The 24,778-nt window shown below is 55.0% G+C and carries 18 protein-coding genes and 1 pseudogene; 12 read left to right on the forward strand and 7 right to left on the reverse strand.

The genetic code is table 11. The annotated features are described in order from the left end of the window. Positions 1–10 precede the first annotated feature (10 nt). Together NNL35_RS09660 and NNL35_RS09665 are read right to left on the reverse strand one after the other, a co-directional pair. The gene (locus tag NNL35_RS09660) at positions 11–913 is read right to left on the reverse strand and encodes a LysR family transcriptional regulator (protein ID WP_006676027.1); all 903 of its coding nucleotides are present in this window, start codon (positions 911–913) and stop codon (positions 11–13) included. Positions 914–1,244: 331 nt separating this feature from the next. Beyond that, complete coding sequence (locus tag NNL35_RS09665; RefSeq protein ID WP_006676026.1) at positions 1,245–2,951, reverse strand: DUF4127 family protein; 1,707 nt, start codon at positions 2,949–2,951, stop codon at positions 1,245–1,247. Positions 2,952–3,219: 268 nt separating this feature from the next. On the opposite strand from NNL35_RS09665, the gene NNL35_RS09670 reads away from it, so the two are divergent. Beyond that, positions 3,220–4,539, forward strand: a complete 1,320-nt coding sequence (locus NNL35_RS09670; RefSeq protein ID WP_006676025.1) for an MFS transporter — start codon at positions 3,220–3,222, stop codon at positions 4,537–4,539. Between the two features lie 169 nt (positions 4,540–4,708). Here NNL35_RS09670 and NNL35_RS09675 read toward each other — a convergent pair whose 3' ends face one another. Continuing rightward, positions 4,709–7,405 carry a calcium-translocating P-type ATPase, SERCA-type gene (locus NNL35_RS09675; RefSeq protein ID WP_006676024.1) on the reverse strand — a complete coding sequence of 899 codons (2,697 nt, stop codon included), beginning with the start codon at positions 7,403–7,405 and terminating at the stop codon, positions 4,709–4,711. 65 nt (positions 7,406–7,470) lie between these two features. Next, the gene (locus NNL35_RS09680) at positions 7,471–8,451 is read right to left on the reverse strand and encodes a zinc dependent phospholipase C family protein (RefSeq protein ID WP_006676023.1); all 981 of its coding nucleotides are present in this window, start codon (positions 8,449–8,451) and stop codon (positions 7,471–7,473) included. A 77-nt stretch (positions 8,452–8,528) separates the two neighbouring features. Between NNL35_RS09680 and NNL35_RS09685 the strand changes: the two genes are divergently transcribed. From NNL35_RS09685 to NNL35_RS09715, 7 genes are all read left to right on the forward strand, one after another. Then, positions 8,529–10,355 carry a cache domain-containing sensor histidine kinase gene (locus NNL35_RS09685; protein ID WP_006676022.1) on the forward strand — a complete coding sequence of 609 codons (1,827 nt, stop codon included), beginning with the start codon at positions 8,529–8,531 and terminating at the stop codon, positions 10,353–10,355. Then, positions 10,352–11,968: a response regulator transcription factor gene (locus NNL35_RS09690; RefSeq protein ID WP_006676021.1), complete on the forward strand. Its 1,617-nt coding sequence runs from the start codon at positions 10,352–10,354 to the stop codon at positions 11,966–11,968. Before NNL35_RS09685 ends, NNL35_RS09690 begins: the two co-directional genes overlap by 4 nt. Positions 11,969–12,210: 242 nt before the next feature. Then, positions 12,211–13,539: an extracellular solute-binding protein gene (locus tag NNL35_RS09695; RefSeq protein ID WP_006676020.1), complete on the forward strand. Its 1,329-nt coding sequence runs from the start codon at positions 12,211–12,213 to the stop codon at positions 13,537–13,539. Positions 13,540–13,689: 150 nt separating this feature from the next. Beyond that, on the forward strand, positions 13,690–14,574 hold the full coding sequence (locus NNL35_RS09700) for a carbohydrate ABC transporter permease (protein ID WP_006676019.1): 885 nt from the start codon (positions 13,690–13,692) through the stop codon (positions 14,572–14,574). Beyond that, entirely contained in the window at positions 14,567–15,400 is an 834-nt protein-coding gene (locus NNL35_RS09705; RefSeq protein WP_006676018.1) for a carbohydrate ABC transporter permease, read from the forward strand. The genes NNL35_RS09700 and NNL35_RS09705 overlap by 8 nt, the downstream gene beginning before the upstream one ends. A 47-nt stretch (positions 15,401–15,447) precedes the next feature. Next, the gene (locus NNL35_RS09710) at positions 15,448–16,827 is read left to right on the forward strand and encodes a sulfatase family protein (protein ID WP_006676017.1); all 1,380 of its coding nucleotides are present in this window, start codon (positions 15,448–15,450) and stop codon (positions 16,825–16,827) included. A 164-nt stretch (positions 16,828–16,991) separates the two neighbouring features. Next, positions 16,992–18,317, forward strand: coding sequence for a glycoside hydrolase family 125 protein (locus NNL35_RS09715; protein WP_006676016.1), 1,326 nt, complete (start codon positions 16,992–16,994; stop codon positions 18,315–18,317). A 322-nt stretch (positions 18,318–18,639) separates the two neighbouring features. Here NNL35_RS09715 and NNL35_RS09720 read toward each other — a convergent pair whose 3' ends face one another. Then, on the reverse strand, positions 18,640–19,560 hold the full coding sequence (locus NNL35_RS09720) for an IS3 family transposase (RefSeq protein WP_276540147.1): 921 nt from the start codon (positions 19,558–19,560) through the stop codon (positions 18,640–18,642). An 11-nt stretch (positions 19,561–19,571) separates the two neighbouring features. Further along, entirely contained in the window at positions 19,572–19,892 is a 321-nt protein-coding gene (locus NNL35_RS09725) for a transposase (protein WP_254552909.1), read from the reverse strand. A 291-nt stretch (positions 19,893–20,183) separates the two neighbouring features. Between NNL35_RS09725 and NNL35_RS30355 the strand changes: the two genes are divergently transcribed. Beyond that, the gene (locus tag NNL35_RS30355; protein WP_276540127.1) at positions 20,184–20,318 is read left to right on the forward strand and encodes a hypothetical protein; all 135 of its coding nucleotides are present in this window, start codon (positions 20,184–20,186) and stop codon (positions 20,316–20,318) included. A gap of 188 nt (positions 20,319–20,506) precedes the next feature. After that, positions 20,507–20,861 (forward strand): annotated as a pseudogene (locus NNL35_RS30630) (transposase); the annotation flags it as partial. Here the strand turns inward: NNL35_RS30630 and NNL35_RS09735 are convergent. Beyond that, positions 20,858–22,819: a methyl-accepting chemotaxis protein gene (locus tag NNL35_RS09735; protein ID WP_254553318.1), complete on the reverse strand. Its 1,962-nt coding sequence runs from the start codon at positions 22,817–22,819 to the stop codon at positions 20,858–20,860. The pseudogene NNL35_RS30630 and the gene NNL35_RS09735 overlap by 4 nt on opposite strands. A gap of 561 nt (positions 22,820–23,380) precedes the next feature. Here NNL35_RS09735 and NNL35_RS09740 point away from each other — a divergent pair. Together NNL35_RS09740 and NNL35_RS09745 are read left to right on the forward strand one after the other, a co-directional pair. Continuing rightward, a complete protein-coding gene (locus NNL35_RS09740; RefSeq protein WP_006678813.1) occupies positions 23,381–23,857 on the forward strand; it encodes a chemotaxis protein CheX in 477 nt (158 codons plus the stop codon). Positions 23,858–23,939: 82 nt separating this feature from the next. Then, positions 23,940–24,716: an SDR family NAD(P)-dependent oxidoreductase gene (locus NNL35_RS09745; protein ID WP_006678814.1), complete on the forward strand. Its 777-nt coding sequence runs from the start codon at positions 23,940–23,942 to the stop codon at positions 24,714–24,716. The last annotated feature ends 62 nt before the right edge of the window (positions 24,717–24,778 follow it).

A 24,778-nucleotide genomic window follows, 5' to 3' on the forward strand; every position in this document is an offset into this window, starting at 1 on the left:
TCTCTTCCTCCTATTCTGACCCGATGAATTGCGTTTCCGGCATGCCTTTCAGGTCATTCAGGAACTGCTGCATCGCGGAATTCAAATATCGGCCCGTACGGTACATGACGCCGACCGGGTGGGCGATCTCCAATTCATGGATATGTACAATCTGAAGGGTTCCCCGCCTCAGCTCGTTGCTGACGGACAGCTTCGAGATGATAGCGGCCCCAAGATTCAGCTCCACCATCCGCTTCACCTCCTCGCTGCTGTTCAATTCCATCACAATATGAGGCTGAATGCCGTGACGGCGGAATGTCTCGTCCGCGAACCGGCGGCCGAGCGTGTCGGTGGACAGCATGATGAGAGGGATATCCCGGAGCAGTTCCATGGTGCCGTGCTTATGCTCGGCTAGCGGATGGTTCGGATTGACAACCAGTTCGAACGTGTCGTAGTAGAGAACGGATGAGACAAGATTCGGATTCTGCTCATTCAAATACCCGATTCCGATATCCACGGTGCCGTTTTCGATCTGGCTCATGACTTGGGTTGAGGACATGGACAAGATGGTGGTCTTGATGAGCGGGAACTGATCCTGGAAATAGGAAAGCACCCGCGGGAGAATTTGAATGGCAATCGATGTCGTCGTTCCGAGCACGATATGTCCCTGCGGAATTTGCTGCAAGTCGGTCAGCTTCTGCTTCAAATCATCGACGATTTGGAGGATGCGCTCGGCATGTTCAAGAAACAATCGGCCGCTGTCGGTCAGCGTGACCGGCTGATTTCGATCAATGAGAATGGTTTTGAACTCATCTTCCAAGCTTTTGATTTGCGCGGATACGGCGGGCTGAGTCAGGTTCAGCAATTCGCCGGCTTTGCGGAAACTCATTGTCTTGGAGATCGTGATGAGCGTTTCCAATTGGCTCAAATTCATTGAAGCTCTCCTTTCCCGTGCAATGAAATGAATCATAAATGCCGGAATTATAAAAATTTTTATCAATAATAACATAGCAATAAATTTGTTTTGTCATTATATCTTAGATTATAGAGGAAGCCGCTGGCCGGAGCAATGTTTGCTCCTGTTTCCATGCTGCCGCAAGAAGGCATGTCCGAATTTTTCCCCATAACGCGCGATATGATTCCACCGGAAATTTTTGGCCGGACAAACGCTCCTGCCTAACGCCTTCCCTTTTGCACCGGCTTGGACGGCGAGCATCAAAAACAGCCCGTTCCAGTCAACGGAACGGGCTGCTGCGGTTCTAGGGTCAATGCAGTGCTATGGCAGGATACAAGGTGATTTCGAAGGCGCGCCCCCACAGGAAGTCCGGGTTGTCATAGTCTAGCGACGCATGGGCATAGGCCGCCAGCGACCAGAAAGCTCCGCGAATTTGTCGTATATTATGCGAAGCCCCCGGGCAGCCGATCCCAAATGCGTTTTTGCCGGCAAGTACGGCGCTATGCGTCTGCATCCGCTTGCGGAGCATCGCCAGGAGACAGGCATAATCGGCCCCCGTGTTGAAGAGGATCATGTTTTGGTCAGCCATTGCCGCCACATTGGAATACATGCAGCGGTCTCTCGAATAAGTTCGGATTTCGCCGATTGCGGTTGCTTTATAATAATAGTCTTTCAAGAAACGCTTGAAGAGCAGCGAGCCATGCGCATTGACGGCCCGGGCGAGGGCGGCCGGACGCCTCTCTGTAACGAGGAAGGCATAGCGCGCTTGCCCCATGCCGAGCGCAATCCCGATTTTATTCCCCGGAGTGTTCCATGCGCTGTAGCCAAGCAGGCATCCCGTATCCGGGCTGTCCAGCAGCGCTTCGGTCACGGCCGCGTTGGCCGGGCCACGTCCCACGAAATCGATGGCGACCGTCGGAACGCGGTTCGACACATTCGCCTCCATCCGGCTTACGGCGGCGGACACCTGCTCTGAAGCGGTAATGGCAATGATCTCGATGTCAGGTGAACCAGGGACAAGCTGGCCGCCGATAATATCGATATGGCGACGGATATTGTCATCTACATTCATATATTCGTAGGGGTTCGTGATGGTGGAGCCGTCAGGCCCGTAATATTGCACCGCGTAGCGCGGCTTGGCCCCGCCACGATACAATTGGTTCGCCATGCGGGCCATCAGCGCATGCCCCAGTCCGTCCGCATCCGGAAGAATAATGGCGCGGTCGGGATTTTGACCGCTGGCTCCGCCGCCCAGCCAAGCATTGATACGCCCTTCGACGAATCGGATCTCGTTGAGCTGCACGCCTTGCGTATAAGCATCATCCACGCCAATCGCCAGGAAGTCGATATAACCTGACCGGGCAAGCTGCTCCAGAATATAATAGTTCGTTTTGAATTTATGCCGGCGTGCATTGTAATACTGTTCCTTGTCGAAATGGACGGTGCTTCCGTACGACCCGTCAGGGGACAGGTCATAACCCTGCACAATATCGTCAAACTCGGTAAAGCTTCTTCGGGGCTGCTGCATGAAGCTGCGCGCCTCCGTATAAGCCTCGTAGGTCAGACCATCCACGAATGTCGTCGTCGCCAACCGCATGATGGTGTCGAGAACATAGACCGGCTTGCGCGGATATGATTGCTTCACGAGGCGAATCACGTCCAGCAGCTTCGCAGCAGCGGGATCGTAGTAAGGGTACATGCCGCCCCCGCACGCTCTTAACCGCCGGCTGCCGATTAATCCCCCATAGACGAGCATGTCTGCGGAGATAATGAAGCCGTCAACCGCTCCTGCCTGATGGAGAATAAAGCGCCGAATGTTGTTCGGATTGCCGACGGCCGGGGAAGACGTGCTTTCCAGGATGCCGTCCGCTGCTGTTTTTTCCGAGTCCAGCCGGTTGCGAATATCGCTTAGGCACGGGGTGATGACGTTGAGACCTGCCGAGCGCCCTTGCATCATCACATCATCCACATTGACGGGCCGGTCGTCGAGCGGCACATACAGAACGGTTTTCATCATTTGATCAGCTCCCTGACATTGATAGGCTGCGCCCAATTTCATTATCTTGGCCTATGTGTGCTCATGCCTTCACTTATATAGGCAATGCAGGAACAACCAATACAACCAATCGGGCAAAAAAATATTGGGAAGACGCGGGCCCGGTTCGTTGCGAAAACTTAATATTTGAAACAGTTGACCCGCCAGCCTGCGATGCCTCACAATAAATGAAGACGCTCTCATCGGAGCGGAATGCGGAGATGATAAGTTGAATTTAGGGGGACACGCAATGCGTACGAAAGAAGTTCGCAGCTGGATGATGTACGATTGGGCGAATTCCGCTTTTGCGACCACGATGCTGGCGGCGGTGCTGCCGATTTTTTACCAGACGGTCGCCGCCTCGAATCTGCCCGGACATCAGGCGACAAGCTACTGGGCCTTCACCCAGACGGCAGGCATGATTCTCGTCGCGGTGCTCTCGCCGATACTGGGGGCGATGGCCGATCTGTCGCAGCGGAAGATGGCGTTCCTCCGCGTATTTGCCTGGATGGGAGCCTTGGCCTGCATCCTGATGGTGTTCGCGGGCGAGGGAGACTGGCTCTATGTATCGGTGCTGTTCGTCTTCGCGACGCTCGGCTTTTCCGGCGGCAATACATTCTATGACTCGCTCCTTCCGGATATCGCTCCGCCTGAAGCACGGGACGAGATTTCTGCCAAAGGCTATATGTACGGCTATATCGGCGGCGGGGCCCTGCTGGCCGTCAATATTGTGATGCTGGAAATGTGGGAGACGTTCGGCTTCGCCAGCAAGGTGGCGGCGACCCAGGCGGTGTTCCTCACGGTCGGCGTCTGGTGGCTTCTGTTCTCGCTGCCGTTGTTCCGCACCCTGCGCGACCCGGCCCGAATCGAACGGCGATCGGTGGTTTATTACACGAAGCATGGGTTCGGCCGTATTTTCTACACCTTGAAGCGGGTGAAGCATTATCCGGAGCTGTTGAAATATATTTTGTCCTTCTGGTTCTTCAATGACGGGATATCGACCATCATCGCCATGTCGGCCATCTATGGAGCCGAGATCGGCATCAAGACGAGCCATCTCATTATTGCCCTGCTCATTACGCAGTTCGTGGGCATTCCGTTCACGTTCCTGTTCGCGAAGTTCGCCAGACAGCTCGGCTCGAAGCGATCGCTCTATATTTCGCTCAGCACGTATATCGTAATCGTGTTCCTCGGCTACTTCATGATGTCAGCGCTTCATTTTTATATTCTGGCCTTCCTCGTCGGCATGGTTCAAGGGGGCAGCCAGGCCGTGGCCCGCTCCGTCTTCAGCCAGATGGTGCCGCGCAGCCGGGCGTCCGAGTTCTTCGGCTTCCTGAGCCTGTCGAGCAAAGTGTCGGCCTCCATCGGTCCGGCCGTATTCGGGATGGTCGGCCTGTTGACCGGATCCACCCGGTTGGCGATCTTATCGATTCTCGCCTTCTTCATTATCGGTATTCTGCTCCTCGTCTTCGTCGATATCGAGAAGGGGCGCAGAGAGGCGGAACAGGAAGAGAGTCGGTTCACGGGAGGCTCGATCAACTCGCCAGCCCCCGGCGTTCCGGTGAAATGAGGCGGAGCGGGCGGGATCCTTAGTTGAATGGAAGAAAGAGCAGGGCGTCATCCCGCGATTGCGGTATGACGCCCTTGGTGCCGTTCCTGAAGCCAGGCCGCCACGTCCTGCCGGCTTGGCGGTGTGAGGCTGTCAGTCGAATCGGACGACGGAGATTGCTGCTGCCGTATTACTCCCGGTTCGTTCTGACTGCCCGTCTGCGGGAGAACAGCTTCACGATCTCCACGATTGGAATCATGGACAGCGATGCGGCGACGACGATGAGCCACTGCTCGCGGTTCAACGCCACGACACTGAACAGATCGCGCAGGAACGGAAGCGCGATGACGAGCACGATAAGCAGCCCGGACACAATCACGGCGAAATTCAGCTTCCGGTTCGTGAACCATCCGATTTGGAACAGCGACTGCTTGCTGGAACGGACATTGAACGCATGCGTAAGCTGGATCAAACCTAATGTGGCGAAGGCCATCGTAATGGCTACATCCTCGGAATAATGCGTATGTCCCCAGTAGTAGGTGATCAGCGTCAGCAAGGCTTCAAGCAGCCCCTGATAGACGAGGCTGACGCCGATTCCGCCGGCGAAGATGCTGGCCGAGGCTTGGCGCGGCTCCTGCTTCATCAGGTCTTCCTCGGCCCGTTCGAAGCCGAGTGCCAGCGCGGGCAGCGTGTCGGTGACGAGATTGACCCATAAAATATGGATCGGAAAGAGAATTTTCCAGTTCAGCATCGTCGCCACGAACAGGGTGACAACTTCACCGAGATTGGCAGACAGCAAATATTGAATCGTCTTGCGGATGTTGCTGTAGACCTTCCGCCCTTCCTCGACGGCGAGAACGATCGTCGAGAAATTGTCGTCCGCCAGCACCATATCCGAAGCGCCCTTCGCCACATCCGTGCCGGTAATGCCCATTCCGACACCGATATCGGCCGCCTTCAAGGCCGGAGCATCATTCACTCCGTCCCCCGTCATGGCTACGATTCTGCCTTTCTTCTTCCACGCCTTCACGATCCGCACCTTATGCTCAGGCGACACGCGCGCATAGACGGAGTATTGCTCCACCTTCGCTTCGAATTCTGCGTCATCGAGGCGGCTCAGCTCCGCTCCAGTCAGCACGGCGCCTTCCTGGTCGATGATGCCCAACTCCATCGCGATCGCGGCGGCCGTGTCCCCGTGATCGCCCGTAATCATCACCGGACGAATGCCGGCCAGCTTGCAGATGCGCACCGCTTCCTTCACCTCTTCGCGCGGCGGATCGATCATGCCGACGAGGCCGGCGAAGACGAGATCGTTCTCAAGCGCATCTACCGTCAGGCTGTCCGGTACCCGCTCCGCATCCCGGTAGGCGAGCGCCAGCACACGCAGCGCCTTGTCGGCCATCGCTTTATTGGCGGCGGCGATGTTCCGGAGGTGCTCCTCTGTCATCGGCTCAACGCGGCCGTCCCGGAGAATATGGGTGCACCGGGCCGTCAGCACGTCAGGCGCGCCCTTCGTCATGATGCGGCATCGGCTCCCGTCCTCCCCGTTCTCTTCAGCGGGAAGCTGATGAACGGTCGTCATCCGCTTGCGGTCCGAATCGAACGGCAGCTCGGCGATGCGCGGCAAGCGGCGTTCGGCCTCGCGCTTGTCGATGCCGTTCAACAGCGCATAGTCGATCAGCGCCGTCTCGGTCGGATCGCCGATCGCTCCGGCAGTCTGCCCGCCGGCGGCTTCTGCCAGCCGGGCGTCATTGCATAGCACCATTACTTGCATGAGCCGTTCGGCCGCGGGAGTCCGGATCCAATCATCTCCGGATGGGCGGAGGGTGTTCTCGGCGTAGATCTCCTTGACGGTCATCCGGTTCTGCGTCAAGGTTCCCGTCTTGTCCGAGCAGATAATATCCGTGCTGCCGAGCGTCTCCACCGCAGGCAGCTTGCGGATAATCGCTTTGCGTCGGGCCATCGTCTGCACGCCAAGCGCCAAAATAATCGTGACGATGGCAGGCAAGCCTTCCGGAATGGCCGCGACCGCAAGCGAGATGGAGGTGAGCAGCATGTCGAACAGCTCCCTGCCTTCGATAAGCCCGACGGTGAACATAACGAGCGCCACAGCCACGATAATGATGGTGAACGTTTTGCCCAGCTCGTTCAGCTTGCGCTGAAGCGGCGTCACCTCATCCTCTTCCTGCGACAAAAATCCCGCGATCGAACCGACCTCGGTGGCTCCTCCGGTGGCCGTAACGACACCGAGGCCCCGGCCGTAAGAGATTTGGCTCGTCATATACGCCATATTGATGCGATCCCCGATCACGAGATCGGCCTCGTCTAACGGCTCCGTCCTTTTTTCAACCGGGACCGATTCTCCGGTCAAGGCCGCCTCTTCAATCTTCAGCGAGGCGGATTCGATAAGTCGCAGATCGGCAGGCACGACATTGCCGGCCTCCAGCAGGACGATGTCGCCGGGGACAAGCTCTTCGGCCTTGATGTCGCGCGCCTGCCCCTCGCGCATGACGCGGGCATGGGGCGTGGACATCTCCTTCAGGGCGCTCAACGCCTGCTCCGCCTTATACTCCTGAATGACGCCAAGCACGGCGTTCAGGACGACGACAACGAGAATGATGACAGAGTCGGTCCATTCGCCCAACAGGCCGGAGACGATGGCGGCGGCAAGCAGGATGAGAATCATGACGTCTTTGAATTGGGCGAGCAGCTTCGCCAGCAGGGACGGGCCGGCGGCTTCCTGAAGCGCATTGCGCCCATATTGCTGCTGCCGCTGCTCCGCTTCCTGCCCGGTCAGGCCTTCCCGTCGCGAGCCAAGCCGCTGTATAGCCGCTTCGGCGGTCAATGTATGAAAAGCGGCCGGTTGATGTTCTTGTTCCTTCTTCATGTTCCTCAGCTCCTATCAAGGCTAGTGTGAGAGAACATGCGGTAAAATATGTATGCGATCGCCCCTCATCTGCGGGCGGCGTCATCCCATATCGGATCCTCGACGGTAATGGCCCGGTTCCGATCCAGCGGCAGCCCGGTCTCATAGGAGCGGTTGCCGATAGCTGCCGTCAACGCGGCATCGGCCTGGCGCGCGCCGGCGCTGTCGGCGCCCTCCGTCCTGCGGGCGTGCCAATAGTTCTTCACGGCCTCCAAGGCGACGGCCGCATCCGTCCGGGCGGCTTCCCACATCTCCCATACCGTCGTCGCGAAGCGCTCGCCGCTTCCCGTCGGGTCAAGCCATGGACGGCGGGCGAGATTCATTACATCGTAAGGCGGCGTGACCTTGCGGTAGACGAACGGATCGAGGTGCTTGCCGGCGAGACGGAGCTTCATGCCAGTCGGATCATGGAATAGCTTCTGCGCGCGAATCATCGCCCGGTAAGCGGCATTCCACGAAGATGGCGCGACGCCTGCGGCCAGCTTCGGATAATAGGTCCGCGACAGCGCGGACAGATGGCCAATGACATCCGCCGGCAAGGTAGGGCCTGCGTGGATCTCCTTCCATACGGGAATCTTCCACGAGGGGATGCCCCTCTTTTCCCGCAGCACATGCGTATCCATCAACACTTCGAACCGCTGATGATCCCACTTCCGGAATCCGGAGCGGGAGAACACGTACGGGTGCATATTCCGATCCAACACATGATGAAGCAGGAAGCCGAGCGCGTATAAGCGGCTGTCCTCCCCGGCTGTGAGGTCCGGGCTTGCCGCGCGGATCAGACCGGTAAGGAACGGCCCGCAATGCTCATTATGCATTGCGCTTCCCAACTCGTTCATGACGCTCGCAGGCTGCCACGGGAAAAAATGATGGTAAAATAAAAAATCAGGCCCCTGGCAGCCGAGATTGAACAGCCGCCGGCTCCGGTCCTCTTCAATGGAACGGCCAAGGCCCGCCGCGGCGAGCGCCTCCTGGCCGAACAGCAAATGCGTCCACACATTCGGCATCGATATATCTCCTTTGTCAGTTCAGCGTTAAGTTCAAGATGACGCTTTCTAGGCAAAGTTGTCAACCTTTTTGTATAATGGGAACCGTTGATGTATATGCCGGGCCGCAGAAGAAGGATACGGCCTCGCGTGCAAGCTTGGAAAAGGAGACGATGCATATGGGGCGCATCAGGCCCTTTGTCAGTCTGCAGTCGAAAATATTGAGATTTACCGTCTTGCTCGTCTGTATTCCCATTCTGCTCATCGGCCTGTTCTCTTATTGGAAATCATCCGAGATCGTAGAGCAAAAAGTATCGGCGTCCGATCTGAATGCCGTTACCCAGGTCGGGTTGAATATTCAGTTCATGACGGACTATGTGCATGATACATCGCTGTTCCTGATTCAATCGGATGAGGTGCGCCGCTTCCTGCTCAGCGGAACTCAGTCGCAGGACAATATCGCGAAGGAGCAGGCGGTCATGGAACGCTTTTTTCTCCATCTTATCAATATGAAAGATTTCATTCATTCCATCTATTTGCGAGGGGAGAACGGCATGACCTTCTCTACCTCGCCCGAAGCCGTCGGCTTGGACGGCCTGATGCTCGATGAGGTGAAGCGGCTGCGCGGCAAGCCGCTCTGGTTCGTGCAGAGGCGGGGCGGGCATGAGACGCTGTCCTTCATACGCGAGATCCGGGATGTGAATAATGTTGGCCGCCGGCTGGGCATGGTTCAGATCAACATCGACCTGCCGTATGTGCGCGATCTGATGAAGCAGCAGCGTATCGGTACGCAGGATAACTATTATTTGCTCAATGAAGAGAGACTCGTGCTGGCCTCGACCGGGGACGCACATGTCTATTCCCGGCTCCCGGCGGCGCTGGACTACGATAATGAGGCCGAGGGCGGGCACGGATATTATACGGTCGCGATGGGCGGTCAACGCTATCTGGTAACCTACGCCGGCATGGGCAAGTCCGGATGGCAGATCGTCCATGCGGTGCCGCTGAATGAAGTGCTTCAGGAGAATAGCGCGATCCCGCAGCTGATGCTGCTGGCGATGGTGATCTCCTTCGTCTTATGCGTCATTACCGCGCTTCTGTTCTCCCGCCGCATTATTCGCCCGATTAGGCAGCTGCGCAGCATGATGCTGAAGGTCGAGCGGGGCCAGTTCCAGGGACGGGTTGAAATCGGCAGCAACGATGAGATTACACAGCTCGGCCGCAGCTTCAACCGGATGAACGAGCGGCTGCATCAGATGATCAAGCTCGTCTATGAGGCGGAGCTGAAGAAAAAGGAAGCGGAGCTCAAGGCGTTCCAGGCGCAGATTAACCCGCATTTTCTCTATAATACGCTCGATACGATCTACTGGATGAGCCGCATGGAGAAGGCGTACGATACGGCGCAGCTCGTCGAGGCGCTCTCCAAGCTGTTCCGCCTCAGCCTGAACAGCGGCAAGGAGCTGACGACGGTGCGGGATGAAGTGAATCACGTAACGAATTATATGATTATTCAACGCAAGCGCTATGAAGAATTAATTGATTTCGCGCTTGAGGTCGATGAAGAAGATACACTGAACGGAATGACAGTGAAGCTCATTTTGCAGCCGTTCGTGGAGAACGCAATCGTTCATGGCATCGAGAAGCTGGGCGAACCGGGAACAATCCGCGTTCGCATCTTCCGGCGGGACGAACAGCTCGTCTTCCGGATCGAGGATACGGGCACGGGGGTCGATATCGCGGAGATGGAACGGCTGATGCGCGAGAGCGGCGGCAATAACCGAGGGTTCGCGATCAAGAATGTGAACGATCGCATCCAGCTCAATTACGGTCAGGAGTATGGGGTAAGCTTCATGAACAGGAAGGAAGGCGGGACGATCGCAGAAATCATCCAGCCTTGGCGCTACGGGGAGGGCAAGCCAGCATGAACAGGGACAGGATCAAAGTATTGATCGTTGACGATGAGTTGATTATCCGCAAAGGGATACGAACGTCCATCGATTGGGAGCAGCTCGGCATCGAGATCGTCGGCGAGGCGAAGAATGGGCAGGAGGCGTTGGAGCTGTCCAGCCGTCTGGAGCCTGATATCGTCATGACAGATATCCGGATGCCGGTCATGGACGGACTCGCCTTGGCCGGGGCGCTGCGCGAACGGCAGGCGCAAGTCAAGATTATCATCGTATCGGGCTATGATGATTTTGACTATGCGCGGCAGGCGCTCAAAATCGGCGTCAGCGAATATTTGACCAAGCCGGTCGGCGCCGAGGAGTTAACGAAGCTGATGCTCAAGCTGGGCGATCAGATTCACGAGGAACGGGATCGTTCTTACGACGAGCGGAATAAGGGCATGCTGCTGCGCGAGAGCCTGCCGTTCATCCAGAGCAAATGGCTGCTCCGTCTCCTGCAAGGAGAGGCGAAGCTCGATGAGGAGATGCTGGACCGGGCGCGCCAGCTTCAGATTACGCTCGAAGGCCCGGAATATGCCGTCGCCGTCGTCGATATGGACGATTACTTGCTCCTGATGGGCCAGGCGTCCGACCGGGAAAAGGAGCTGCTTATGTTCGCACTATATAATGTGGCGGACGAGCTGTTAACGGAACGGTATCCAAGCGCCCTCTGCCAAATGGATGAAAGCTCGATCGCGATTCTTCTCAACGTCAATATAATGAACAGGCACCGGATCCTGTCCGTGTGCGAGGAACTGAGCGACTGCATCCGCCGCTACGTCAAAGTCTCCGTCACCATCGGCATCGGAAGCGTCGTTCCTTCGCTCCATCAGGTGAACGAGAGCATGAACGAAGCGCTTAGCGCCCTCTCGGGCAAAGCATATCGCGGCAAAGGGCAGGTTATCCCCTTCCAGCCGGGGGAGCATGCGGATAATGATGAACCGGTGTTCGTATCCGCCAAGGAGGAAGCCGAGCTGCTTCAATGTCTGACGGCGTTGGATACTGCCGGCATACAGGAGCGGCTCAACACCTGGTTCCGGCATTTTGCGGAAGCGGGCGCATCCTATCCGCATGTGCGGTCGCTGTGCGTGAAGCTGATCGTGCTAGCGACGAATCATGTGGAGCAGATGGGGGTGCAGCGCAGCGAGCTGGAGCCGGTGCTGCTGCGGCCCTACGAGGAGGTTCACAAGTACGAGACGATCTTCGATCTGCGAAGCTGGGTCGGCCGTATCTTCGATTCGTTCGTCGATCATCTTACCCGCCACAAGACCGGGCGTTACCGCAATATCGTCGCGGTGGCGATCCAGTATATGCAGGAACACTATGCCCAGGATCTGAAGCTGGAGGACGTGGCCGGACAGGTGTATGTTACCCCGAATTATTTCAGCCGTGTATTCAAGGAAGAGACCGGGGAGCATTTCTCGGAATGGTTGAACAAGCTCCGGGTGGAGAAGGCGAAGCAGCTGCTGAAGGATGTCGGGCTCAAGGTATACGAGGTCGCCGAGCGAGTAGGTTATAATGACTATAAATATTTCGCGCATATCTTCAAAAAATATACCGGCATCACTCCAAAGCAGTACCGCAATGAATTGTAGAGGCAGGAGAAATGATGCGGCCGATGGGGCAGAATACAATAAGGCAAGGCTGGCGGCGGCGCCGGCTTTGCCTTATTTGCGTCTTCCTACTTCGCCGCAGTTCCGCATGAGGCGGGAAGAAGGTTAAAAAATCGGATAATTTGATATAATCCTCTACTTACGAGCCGGGTCCGATTACCTATACTTAAGATTGTAAACGGTCGCACACATAATGATTGCACAACTTAAAGGGGTGTACACAAATGAAAAAAGGCATCAAACGTTGGACCTCGATTCTGCTGATCAGCTGTCTGGCGGTAGCGGTCGCTGGCTGCGGCTCGTCCAAGCCGGCTGCAGAGACGGGCAAGGACAAAGGCCCGTCCGATCCGATTACGTTCATGCACATGTTCGACAAGAACGCCGAAGGCGGGGGGCTCCATCAAGCGGAGCTGCTCGACAAGTTCACGGCGGATAATCCGGACCTTAAGCTGGATCAAGAGATTCAGTCGCATGACAACTATGAGACGAAGATTAAGACGCTGGCCGCTGCCAACGAACTGCCGGACGTATTCTTGATGAAGAGCTCGATGGTAACGACCTTCGTCGAGAACGGATTGGTAAGACCGGTAGACGATCTGCTGGATAAAGATCCGGATTGGAAGAACGGCTTCGTAGACGGGGCGCTGGATACGTACCAAGTCGACGGCCAAACATACGGCATTCAATTTTCGGGCGGACCGACCCATGTCATTTATTACAACAAAGATTTGGTTGCCAAAGCCGGCTTCTCCGAATTCCCGAAAACATGGGATGACTTCCTGAAGCTGATCGACAACCTGAAAGCCGAGAACATTACGCCGATTGCCTTCGGCAACAAAGGCAAATGGCTTGCGAACTCGAGCTACATGTCGACGCTGGGCGACCGCTTCACCGGAACGCAATGGTTCGAGAGCCTCGCGAACCACAAGGGCGCCAAGTTCACCGATAAGGAGTTCGTGCAAGCGATGGCATTGTTCCAGGATCTGGCCAAGCGCGGAGCGTTCAACAACGACATGAACTCGATCGACAACAATCAGATGAAGACGCTCTACTATAACGGCAAGGCGGCGATGTTCATCGAAGGCGCCTGGGCGAGCAACGCGGTGGAGACCGGCGGCCCGCAAGAGATTTTGGACAAGACGGAATTGGCTGTCTTCCCGGCTATCGACGGCGCCAAGGGCGACCAGAACGGCGTGTCCGGCGGCGGCGGATGGGCCTATGCCATCAATGCCAACATCGACGAGTCGAAGCTCGACGATATCGCCAAGCTGATGAAGACCTTGTCCGACAAGGAAGCAGCCAAAGTCATTCTGAAATATGGCGACATTCCTTCCAGCAAGGTGGACAATATCAACGAGCTGGATCTGTCTCCGCTCACCAAAAAAATGGTGAAGCTGCTTGAAACGACGAAATATGTTCCTATCTACGATTCCCGTCTGTCCCCAGGTCTGACGGAAGCGATGAATTCCGCGATGCAGGAAATGCTCATCGGGCAGCTGACGCCGGAAAAAGCGGCCGAAGTGATGCAAAAGGAATACGAGAACGAAATGTAATCCCGGCTTGGCAGGCAAGCTGGCTTATAACCAAGATAGAGATGCAACAGTTGGATAGAAGACGGACGGACCCTTCTCCTGAACGCCATGTTCGGGAGGAGTCTGTCTTGTCTGTCGTTCTGCATGTGCAAAAGAGAGGAGAGAGCCGTGATGAATAACTCCGCGATTCGGCCCAAGCGCTGGACATTTTTCGCCTATTTGCTGCCGAGCGTGCTGCTGTACGCGTTCATGGTCCTTGTTCCGTTGGTGCTCGCCTTGCGATACAGCTTCTATAAATGGTCGGGCGGACCGAAGATGGAATGGATCGGGCTCCGCAACTATGAGGTGCTTCTTCAAGATGCGAAATTTTGGGGCGCTTTTCTCAATAACTTAATTATTGTCGGCTTCAGTGTCGTCGGCCAGATCGGGATCGCGTTCATCATCGCGGTCTTCCTGATGAACAAGTGGGTGAAGTGGCGCGAATTCCATCGGACCGTCATCTTTATCCCCGTCGTCCTGTCCTCGGTCGTCATCGGCTTCCTGTGGTCCATGATCTTCAACAATGACGCGGGACTGCTGAACTGGCTGCTGACTTCCCTGGGACTCGAATCCTGGATCAAGCCGTGGCTGGACGATCCGAACGTCGTCATGTACTCCGTAACAGCACCGATTGTGTGGCAATATATCGGTTTCTACCTGATTATATTTATGGCTTCGATGCAAAGCATCAACGGGGAAGTGTACGAGATGGCGGAGATCGATGGAGCCACCGGCTTCAAGAAGACGATGTACATTACGCTGCCCCTGCTTAAGGATACGATGAAAATTGCCGTGATGCTCTGTATTGCGGGGAACATGAAGGCGTTCGACAGCATCTTCGTCATGACGGGAGGCGGACCGGGCAATTCCTCCACAGTCATGGCGCAATATGCATATGACACGTCGTTCAAAGCGTTCAAGCTTGGATACGGCAGTGCGATCTCCATCGGCATTATGGTGCTCAGCGTCTTCCTTATCCTGTTGAGCCGCCTGATTGGAGGGAAGAACAATGACTAAAGCGATGCGGTTCATTCCGCGGTTCTTGATTAACCTGTTCCTGTGGGTCATGTCGTTGTCCTGCATATTCCCGGTCATCTGGATGATCTATTCCTCGCTGAAAACCCAGCAGGAATTCAATCTGAATATTATTTCATTGCCAACGTCGCTGAATTTCCAGAACTATATTGACGCCTTCCGCATCGGGAAGATGGATACGTATTTCGTGAACAGCGTATTCGTCACCGTGCTGACGGTTATCTTCACGGTCGTATTGAGCTTCCTGGCCGCCTATATTTTGGCGCGCTTCGACTTCCCGGGGCGCAATCTGGTCTACTTCATGTTCCTGGCAGGAATGCTCATTCCGATTCACGGGCTGCTTATCCCGGTCTTCGTCGAGTTCAAGGCGCTGGGGCTGCTCGATCAGCGGATAACGCTCGTGCTGCCGTACGTCGCCTTCAACCTGTCGATGGGGATATTCCTGTTCGAGAACTTCATCAAATCGGTTCCGCTCGAGGTCGAGGAAGCGGCGGCGATTGACGGAAGCAGCACGACGCGGCGGGTGCTTACGATCGTGCTCCCGATGTGTCTTCCGGTCATCTCGACGGCCATCATCCTGTACTTCCTGGGCGCCTGGAACGAGTTCCCGTTCGCGCTCGTGCTGATTAAGAGCCCGGAGCTGCGGACGCTTCCGGTCGGTCTGACGAATTTCAACGGACAGTTCACCGTGAACTATCCGCAAATGATGGCAGCGATGGTCATCGTCGTATTGCCGGTCATTTTGACTTATCTCGCATTCTATAAGAAAATTATGCAAGGAATGACGGCGGGGGCCGTCAAAGGCTAACGGACTCCCGTCTATTGACATAATGAGCAGATAGGGGCGGATGAATGATGGATAAGCATTCTGCGCGGCGGCCGAATGTGATCGTGCTCGTCGCCGATGACCACCGGTATGAGTCGATTCGGGCGCACGGCAACCCCGAGGTGCTGACTCCGACGCTGGACCGATTGGCCGAGCGCGGCGTCAGCTACCAGAGCACGAACATCATTGGCGGGATGGACGGAGCGGTATGCTCGCCATGCCGGGCCTGCCTGAACACCGGCTCCTCGATATTCGGGGCGACGGTGAAGCAGGAGCTGGGCGACACGGTGGAGAAGATGACGCTGTCTCCGGAGAAGCGCACCTTGGGCGAGACGTTCCAACAGCATGGTTACTATGCGTATGCGGTCGGGAAGTGGCATAATGACACCGCCAGCTTCAACCGCAGCTTTGCCGGCGGCAACCGCATCTTCTTCGGCGGAATGAGCCATCATCGGGAGGTCCCTGTCTATGCCTATGATCCGGCGGGAACTTATTCGTCCTCCCAGCGCACCGTCGAGAGCACGTTCTCGACCGAGCTGTTCACGGATGAAGCGGAGTCGTTCATCCGGAGATATGACCGGGAGGATCCGTTTTTCCTCTATGTCGCCTATACTTCTCCTCATGATCCGCGGACGGCGCCCGAGCCGTATGCGTCGCATTATGAGGGCGACCGCGTCACCGTGCCCGGCAATTTTTTGCCGGAGCATCCTTTTGACAATGGAGAGATGCATATCCGGGATGAAGGGCTCGCGGGCCTGCCGCGCACGAGGGATGAGGTTCGGCGCCATATCGCCGATTATTACGCGATGATCACCCATATGGATGCGCAGATGGGGCGGTTAATGCAAGCGCTGGAGGAGACCGGACGAATGGACGACACGATCGTCGTCTATACGTCTGACCACGGGCTCGCCGTCGGGCAGCATGGCTTGATGGGCAAGCAAAATTTGTACGAGCACAGTATCCGCATTCCATGGCTGATGGCAGGGCCTGGCGTGCCGGCCAAGGGGCCGATACGCGGGCAAGTGTATCAGATGGATATTTATCCGACCTTATGCGAGCTGGCTGGCATTCCAGTTCCGGCGTCCGTGGAAGGACGCAGCATGGCAGGCCTGATGCGCGGAGAAGCCGGCGCGGAGGAGCGGAATACCGTCTATGCGCTGTACAAGGACACGCAGCGGATGGTGAAGGACGGCCGCTACAAGCTCATTCGCTACCGGAAGTCCGGCGTAACCGGCGAAGGTACGGACATGGTGCAGCTGTTCGACCTGCTTGAAGATCCCTTGGAGCTGCGCAATCTGGCGCAGGAACCGGAGATGCAGCAGCATATCCGCCGCTTGGACGAGGCGATGCAGGCGTGGATGAGGCAGGTCGGCGACCCGTTCGCGGATTCATTTGCGATAAGCTGATGAAGTTCCGGCGCAGAGGGTAGCGATAACCTGCGTTTGCATGTAAACTAAGAAGAGCCGCGGGCAGGATAAGGCAGAGGAGCGGCTTCGCTCTTCCCGCTGTCCGTGCCGGCGCATATCATCCCAATATATACATCAAGTGGAACAGGTGGAGGATACCCAAGATGGAACAATTCCGATTGCCCAAAATCGACGTGCCGAAGTTCGAGCTTCCCCAAGCGGTGAAGCAGGTGCTGGCGGAGGCAGAGCAGAAGCTGGCGCATCGCCCGAAGCTGTTGAAGCAGTTCAAGAACTGCTTCCCGAATACGCTGGAGACGACGACGAAGCTGCTGGAGGACGGCACGACCTTCGTGCTGACCGGAGACATTCCGGCTATGTGGCTGCGCGACTCGGTGGAGCAAGTCATTCACTATGTCCCGTTCGCCAAGGATGACGCCGATTTGCAGCGCATCATCGGCGGCCTGATTAAGCGCCATATGTTCTATATCAATATCGATCCGTATGCGAACGCATTCAATGAAGGCCCGAACGACTGGCACTGGGATGCGAATGACCAGACCGACATGTCCCCATGGGTATGGGAGCGCAAATATGAGCTCGATTCGATGTGCTTCACGATTCGTCTTGCTTATATGTATTGGAAAGAGACGGGGCGCACCGATATTTTCGATACGAACTTCAAATCCGCCATGCGCAAAATCGTCGACGTCTGGAAGACGGAGCAGCGCCATTTCGAGCAATCGCCGTACCGCTTCATGCGCGAGAATTGCCCGGATATCGATACGCTGCGCAACGACGGCCTTGGCATGCCGGTCAACTATACGGGGATGACGTGGTCCGGCTTCCGTCCGAGCGACGATGCCTGCGACTTCCATTATAATATTCCTTCCAACATGTTCGCGGCCGTCTCGCTGCGCCAGATGCAGGAGATTGCGAAATACGGCTTCCGCGATGAAGCGTTCGTGAAGGAAATGCACAAGCTCGAAAAAGAAATCGAGCACGGCATCCAGCTGTACGGCACCTACAATCACCCGGCCTACGGCAAAATGTACGTGTACGAGACGGACGGCTTCGGCAACTTCTGTCTGATGGACGATGCGGGGACGCCGAGTCTGATGTCGATTCCGTATCTCGGCTATACGGACGCTGCAGATCCGATCTACCAGAATACGCGCCGCTTCATCCTGAGCAAGGAGAATCCGTACTACTTCGAAGGCAAGGCCGCCTCGGGAATCGGCAGCCCGCATACGCCGGACGGCTATATATGGCATATGGCGCTCTCGATGCAGGGCTTGACGGCGATCAGCGATGAGGAGATCGTGTCGCTCATCGCCACGTTGGAAGCGACCGATGCCGATACCGGCTTCATGCATGAAGGCTTCCACGCGGACGATCCGGCCATCTTCACCCGCCCTTGGTTCGCTTGGTCGAACAGTCTGTTCTCCCAGCTCGTGTGGAAAGCGATGCAGCGGGGATTGCTGGACAAATAAAGGACAAGCCGAAGTTCCTGAGATACGAACAAGGCGGAGCAGGTTTACTGCTCCGCCTAAGACTGTCGACAAAGTCCTGTCGACAGTCTTTTTTTCTTAGGAAGGGCGGGGCCGGGGGAGGCAGGACAGGTTATGTTATGGCAAGCAGGTCCGCGCATGAAGCAAGCTAGTCCCCGCTTGAAAATGCTGCACAGGCGCAGCATTTTTAACCTCAAGAGGCTAAATTCCGAGAAAATCCTGCAAAATCGGCTAGGCCCCTCATATCTGGGGTCATGCCCACCAAAAAATATGCGTTCTTAGAATTGCTTCCTATTTCGCGTGATTACATGGCCCGATGATATTTTGATCGGTCTTCCAGCGTCATGACCCACTTCGAGAATTGCGATGGTGACATGCTCTTTAGGCTACCATGCATTCTGCGGTTGTTGTAGAAATCCATATAACGATCAAGTGCTTCATAGGCCTCTTCAAATGTCATAAATTCCGTCAGGCTGAACAGATCACGTTCGAGTATGCTATGAAATGACTCAATGTACGCGTTCATATTCGGGCTACGCGGCGGGATCCGTTCATGGACGATCTCCAGACTCTCGCACGTATCACCAAACAGCTTGCTGACAAACTGAGGCCCGTTGTCGGTGCGGATGGTAGGTAAGTCATCGCCGGGATTCAGACGTTCTTGCAGCGCACGGCATAGTGTCTGCACGACGTGCTTGGCCTCACAGACGGAACCCCGGTATTGTCCGACGACGACGCGGTCAAATACGTCGATGATACTGAGCACGAAAAAGAATCGCTGACGCCCAACCACGTACCCATATTTAATGTCAATTTGCCATAGCTGATTCACCCCGGTTACCGTTCGGTTTCTCGGTACTCTGCGAGGATGTTTGCTTGTTTTCTTTCGTTGTTTCTGAAGAATTCCTAACTCCTTGCAAATGCGGTACGCCTTTTTCTTGTTTAGGATCAAGCCACGTTGTCTGCGGAGGCACAGCGCCAAATTCTTGTACCCATACACGTGCTCTTCTCCTTCCAGGAGTTCGAGCATCCATTCTTTAATCTGTTCATCTGCAACTTTCCGGCCCGTGTTCGTAGAGGAAAATCCAGGTACAGGACGCCCTTTTAGGCCGCATGAAGCACGTTCTTCGGTGTTGGATGCCTCTCGTTTCTTCCGGCCATAGTACGTCGATTCGTGAACTTTTAGGATACGCAGAACCTTAGCTGTTGCATGCCCCCGCTTAATAAACGATTCTGCTACTTCAAGTCTTTCAGATAAGCGGGGTTCTTCTTTTTTACGAGTTCTCGCAGGATTTCGATCTCAAGTTCTTTTTCACCCAGGAGCTTTTTTGCCTGTTCGAACTTGGCCTCCACCTCTTGAAGTCGACGGAGTTCTTGCAGATGCTCGTCTGCTGCAGGTATCTCCTCTTGACTAATTTCGTCACGGTGGTCTCTAACCCAAACACGTATAGTCTCCGGATGTACACCGTACATTCGGGCGAGAGTTCCCACCTTAATGCCGGCCAGTGCTTCCTTTACGATTTCCAAGCGTATTTCTTTGCTAAAGTGCTTTCCCATACTTATTACCCCCTCTGATAACAGCTTATAATATTGGGGCCAAGAGCTCCAGTTTAATTAGGGGGCCTAGGAGAAATTACATTATTTCGCCATTTTGAACGCTATATATGCTTTGCCGTAGGGGAATTGCTGTATTTTTGCAGCAATCTTATTTTCGCAACCTCGTGTCAATGAAATTGCTGCATTTTTACAGTATTGGCGGAGCAGGTGCATAGAGTGTCGGGAGATAATGCAGCTTTGGCGGAGCAGGTGAATAGACTGGCGGGAGATAATACAGCTTTGGCGGAGCAGATGAAAAAGCCATCGGCCACCGATTTTGCGTTCAATTCATCCAGCGCGCTGAGGATCATCAATCCGTATTTGCAGCGCAGCCAATCGCTTGGTGCAGCGGATGATGATATTCTCGCGGCGGGAGAGTACGCCTGAGAAGTGGACCTCTCCGTCCCCGGCGAGCCGAGCCGGCATACGTGGAAGCCGTTGATCACGATCGGCAAAGCCAAGGAGGCTTGCATGCCGATGTTCAGGATCAACTGCGGCATGTGGAGAGGGTGTGCCCCTTTCGCTATTTGCGAGCTCATAGCATCTTCGACGATGAGATGATGGTATACGATGAAGACGAGGCGGATCACCTTCGCCATAGAGAAGAAAACAAACGGATTTATGCGCAGAGGAAAGAAACAATAGGGCGGGTTTTTGCTGATTTAAAGGAGAAGCATGGGATGCGGTGGACGACCTTACGCGGGTTAAAAAGAATGTCTGTGCAAGCGATGCTTGTTTTTGCTGCCATGAACTTCAAAAAAATGGCGACCTGGCTCTGGAAGACCGGTCGCACCTCTCCTGAGTTCTCTTTCGTATTTGTAAATATGGATAAAAAACGTAAAGAACTCCCGCGGTTGCAGTATTTCGCGGGAGTTTGTCTTCGATCTGGGCGGAGCTGGTTTCCTGCTCCCCCTTGCTGCGTTCTCTTAAATTTTATACCGGCTTATCATCTCGTTCAGCGTTTGCGCCATTTGATTCAATTGCTCCGCGTTCTTCAACAGTGTGCCCATATCGAGCAGCTGCTGATCCGTGAACTTCACCAGCTTCGTGGCATGCTCCGCGTTCTTTTCGGCGATGTGCGCAATCTCATTCACGGAAGCAAGCACTTCCTCGGAGCCGGCGGACATTTCTTCCGTCACGGCCGACGTGTCCTGAATCTGGCCTGCAATATCCGTAATGTCCGTTAAGATGCGTTCGAAGGTCGCGCCCGAATTTTGCACTTTTTCAATGCCGTCGGCGACGCTATCCCGCACGAGATCCATCGATTCCACGGCTTTGCGGGCATCGTGTCTCGTCTCCTCGATCAGATCGGAGATTTCACGGGCCGATTCGGCCGAGCGCTCCGCCAGCTTCCTGACTTCATGGGCGACGACGGCGAAGCCTTGGCCATGTTCTCCGGCCCGGGATGCTTCAATCGCCGCATTGAGGGCAAGCAGGTTCGTCTGCGATGCGATCTGGGTGATGACATCGACGATATGGGCCATCTGCTCCGACCGCTCGCCGAGAGTCTGCACCAATCCTCCCGAATGCTTCACCGATTCATCGATCGTATTCATCTGCCGCACCGCTTCCTGGAGCAGCATATTGCCCTGCTTCGCCTGGTCGGTCGTATCGATGGACGTCTCGGATATGTTGGTTGTGCTTTCCGCGATGCGCTGAATGCCGATGGCCATCTCTTCCATCGCCTTGGCTCCTTCCTCCGTGCCCCGCATTTGCGTCTCGGCGCCGCTCGCGACGATCTTGACAATGGAATCGACTTCCTGAATCTGAGCCGTGCTTGCCGCCGTATGGGCTGACAACTGCTCCGAAGATGCGGCCAATGTATTCGCGGCGCTGCGTATCTCTCCGACGAGATGGCGGATGGAGGCTTGCATCACTTGGAGCGATTGTCCCAGCACGCCGACTTCATCCTTTTTCCGCTGAATAGAGGCAGGGACCTCGCCTGTGAAATCCCCGGCGCTGATTTCCTTCAGATTGGCGACGACGGTCTGAATCGGCTTCGTAATGTTCGATGCCACTCCAAGCGCCAGCAGCACGGATAAGAGGGCGCATATCGAGCTGGTGATCAGATTGATCATTCCGATCTTGTCGGCTTCTTGTGTCAGCTCGCTTTTTTCAACGATAGACAAGTATTTCCACCCGGTCGTCTGTGACGTATACAAGTTGGTCATATAGTCTGTGCCATCGACTTGAATCTCGAAATGATCCGCCGTTTTTTCTTTGATATCCGCAAATTGAGGGACGCCGATGTCCGCAATGTTTTTGGAGATCAGCTCCGGGTTGCGGGGATGCGCGAGAATCGTTCCGTCTTTGGAGAGCAGAACGACATAGCCGGTCTCCCGGATTTTGATGCTCTGGAGCTGTTCGGCCAGCTTGCTGAGGCTCGTATCCATCCCGAGTACGCCCAGCGGCTTGCCGTTATCGTCGTGGACGACCGCTACGCTGCTCATATTCAAGTCGCCGGTTACTGAATCGACATACGGATCGGTAATCGTCACTTGGTCCGGCTTCGCCATCGCGTTCGTATACCAAGGACGGGTGCGCGGGTCATACTTGGCGGCCATTTCTTTTTCCGGCCACTGCACGTAACCGCCATGATTAGCGGCCAAAAATACGGTAGAGGTGTTTGGATGCGTCTGGGCAAAGCGTTCAAATTCCTTATAAATTTGACTTTCAATGCCGCCATTTTGCGCAAATGTCGATTTTTTGTTCTCCGTTTGCTTCATGTATGAGGTGATGCTGTCATCGGCTTGATTGATAATCGGGCTGTCCGCCAGAAACTTGACATTCTCTTTTACCGTGTCGAAAAAAAGCGACATTCTGCCGTCCACCTGCGCGACTTCGTTGGTCGTCGACGTCACGAATGCGGAGGTGATTTCTTTGATCATACTATTATTAACAATAATGCCAATAATAGAAATTGGAATCAGGATCGTAACTAAAAAGGCAAGAACCAGTTTCATTTTAATGCTTTTTAACATAGCTGCCCCTCCTCTAAGATGTTTGCACAAACAGATTCGACATTAATTAAGGAAATTCGACATCCTCTCTATTCTATTTATCGCCCAAAAAAAGGTCTTTCTTAATACCTATTATAAGTAGAAGGGAGTTTTCTCCTGAATAATTTTGCATTTCATATTTTGCTTGAAGATTAGGTCTTTGGTCATGATAGACAGCTTGATGGAAACAGCGGCAATCTTTTCGGAGCAGCGTCATCCGCGATTGCATAGGCAAAAGCGATTGGTTGTCCAGCAATATAAAGCTGGAGGAATCGTTCTTTATGCTCGGAAATATATAAATATACAAAATTAATGAAATTGAGATAAATGTTTTAGTGATCGATGCGAGTGTTTTTAGTATAATAGTCATATAAAAGTGGGTATGTAGGACGTTCGAATGAGGTTCGGACATTACTCCCTTACTGTCGGAAAGGGGCGAAAGATACAAAGATGAAAGCCGAGTGGATTCATCCTTTTTTGCAATCGGCGTGCACGGTCATTGAGCAAGTCGTGCAAGTCCGTCCGGAACGGGGAGAACTTGAGATGCTATCTTGGAGCGGGTCTCATGATTTTCGTATCCAGATAGGGATGACAGGGCAATTATCGGGCCATGTGGCGTTCGGATTAAATGAAGATGTTGCGATTAAGATGGCTTCTGCGATGATGGGAGGCTTCCCGCTGGAAGCGCTAGACGCCATTGGAGAAAGCGCGATTTCGGAGCTGGGGAATATGATTAGCGGCAATGCGACGACGTTGATGTACAATCAAGGGCTGCGCGTTGATATTACGCCCCCTCAATTGCTGGTCTCCTCCAACTCGGGACCGATTCAACAGGCGATGGCGGTGCCGCTCATTATTGGAGACATCGGACGGTTTGATGTGCTCATGCATATCGGATATAGTGATAAGGTCAGTGTTGTATCCTGACGCATGATGCAAGGTCTGCGGCGAGCTGCAGCGCCAGGAATGGCGGACTGCAGGCGAGGCAGCGCCAAAGGAGCAGCAGGAAATGGATTTGAAAGGGAAAATTGTGCTCATCACAGGAGCATCGAGCGGCATCGGGGCTCTGACCGCCCAGGCCGTAGCGGCAAAAGGTGCTATTCCGGTGTTGACGGGACGTTCGCGGAAGAAGCTGGAGGCTGCCGTTCTGGGCATAACAGCGGAGCATGCCGTCTATACGATGGACGTGACGAGCGACGATGATGTGGAACATGTCGTAACCGATGTCATGGAGCGGTTCGGACGTATCGACATCCTGCTCAACAATGCGGGATATGGGGAATTCGAGCGCGTTACGGACATGAGCGTGGCCCGATTCGCCGGCATGATGGACGTTAATTATATGGGGGTTGTGCGCTGCACGAAGGCGGTGCTCCCGCATATGCTGGCACGCCGCGACGGACATATCGTAAATATTGCCTCTATGGCAGGCAAGATCGGATCTCCCAAGTCGGCCGGCTACAGCGCGACGAAGCATGCCGTGCTCGGGTTCACGAATGCGCTGCGGATGGAGCTGGCGGGGACTGGCGTGGCCGTATCGGCCGTCAATCCGGGACCTGTCGATACGCCCTTCTTCGAACTGGCCGATCCGTCAGGCCAGTATGTTCATAATGTCCGCTGGTTCATAATGCCGCCGGAGAAGGTGGTGCGCCACCTGCTTCGCATCATGGAGACGCGCAGACAGGAAGTGGACCTGCCGTGGCTGGGAGCCATGGGAATGCGCCTCTATTCTCTCTTTCCCCGCATATCCAATCGAATCGCAGCCAGATTGCTGAACAAAAAATAAGCGCCGCTATGGGCGCTGGACGAATGTTATCGGCTCGGGGAGGACTGCAGCCGGTCCGCTCA

It is taken from the genome of Paenibacillus dendritiformis (assembly GCF_945605565.1).
Classification (GTDB): Bacteria; Bacillota; Bacilli; order Paenibacillales; family Paenibacillaceae; genus Paenibacillus_B; species Paenibacillus_B dendritiformis_A.

Bases quoted from the DNA above. Each gene is read 5' to 3' on its own strand.
- NNL35_RS09725 (WP_254552909.1), bottom strand. From the start codon at position 19,892: ATGGGAAAGCACTTTAGCAAAGAAATACGCTTGGAAATCGTAAAGGAA.
- NNL35_RS09705 (WP_006676018.1), top strand. From the start codon at position 14,567: ATGACTAAAGCGATGCGGTTCATTCCGCGGTTCTTGATTAACCTGTTC.
- NNL35_RS09665 (WP_006676026.1), bottom strand. From the start codon at position 2,951: ATGATGAAAACCGTTCTGTATGTGCCGCTCGACGACCGGCCCGTCAAT.
- NNL35_RS09685 (WP_006676022.1), top strand. From the start codon at position 8,529: ATGGGAACCGTTGATGTATATGCCGGGCCGCAGAAGAAGGATACGGCC.
- NNL35_RS09740 (WP_006678813.1), top strand. From the start codon at position 23,381: ATGAAAGCCGAGTGGATTCATCCTTTTTTGCAATCGGCGTGCACGGTC.
- NNL35_RS09675 (WP_006676024.1), bottom strand. From the start codon at position 7,405: ATGAAGAAGGAACAAGAACATCAACCGGCCGCTTTTCATACATTGACC.
- NNL35_RS09735 (WP_254553318.1), bottom strand. From the start codon at position 22,819: ATGATCAAAGAAATCACCTCCGCATTCGTGACGTCGACGACCAACGAA.
- NNL35_RS09710 (WP_006676017.1), top strand. From the start codon at position 15,448: ATGGATAAGCATTCTGCGCGGCGGCCGAATGTGATCGTGCTCGTCGCC.
- NNL35_RS09660 (WP_006676027.1), bottom strand. From the start codon at position 913: ATGAATTTGAGCCAATTGGAAACGCTCATCACGATCTCCAAGACAATG.
- NNL35_RS09680 (WP_006676023.1), bottom strand. From the start codon at position 8,451: ATGCCGAATGTGTGGACGCATTTGCTGTTCGGCCAGGAGGCGCTCGCC.
- NNL35_RS09695 (WP_006676020.1), top strand. From the start codon at position 12,211: ATGAAAAAAGGCATCAAACGTTGGACCTCGATTCTGCTGATCAGCTGT.
- NNL35_RS09670 (WP_006676025.1), top strand. From the start codon at position 3,220: ATGCGTACGAAAGAAGTTCGCAGCTGGATGATGTACGATTGGGCGAAT.
- NNL35_RS09715 (WP_006676016.1), top strand. From the start codon at position 16,992: ATGGAACAATTCCGATTGCCCAAAATCGACGTGCCGAAGTTCGAGCTT.
- NNL35_RS09700 (WP_006676019.1), top strand. From the start codon at position 13,690: ATGAATAACTCCGCGATTCGGCCCAAGCGCTGGACATTTTTCGCCTAT.
- NNL35_RS09690 (WP_006676021.1), top strand. From the start codon at position 10,352: ATGAACAGGGACAGGATCAAAGTATTGATCGTTGACGATGAGTTGATT.
- NNL35_RS30355 (WP_276540127.1), top strand. From the start codon at position 20,184: ATGAAAAAGCCATCGGCCACCGATTTTGCGTTCAATTCATCCAGCGCG.
- NNL35_RS09745 (WP_006678814.1), top strand. From the start codon at position 23,940: ATGGATTTGAAAGGGAAAATTGTGCTCATCACAGGAGCATCGAGCGGC.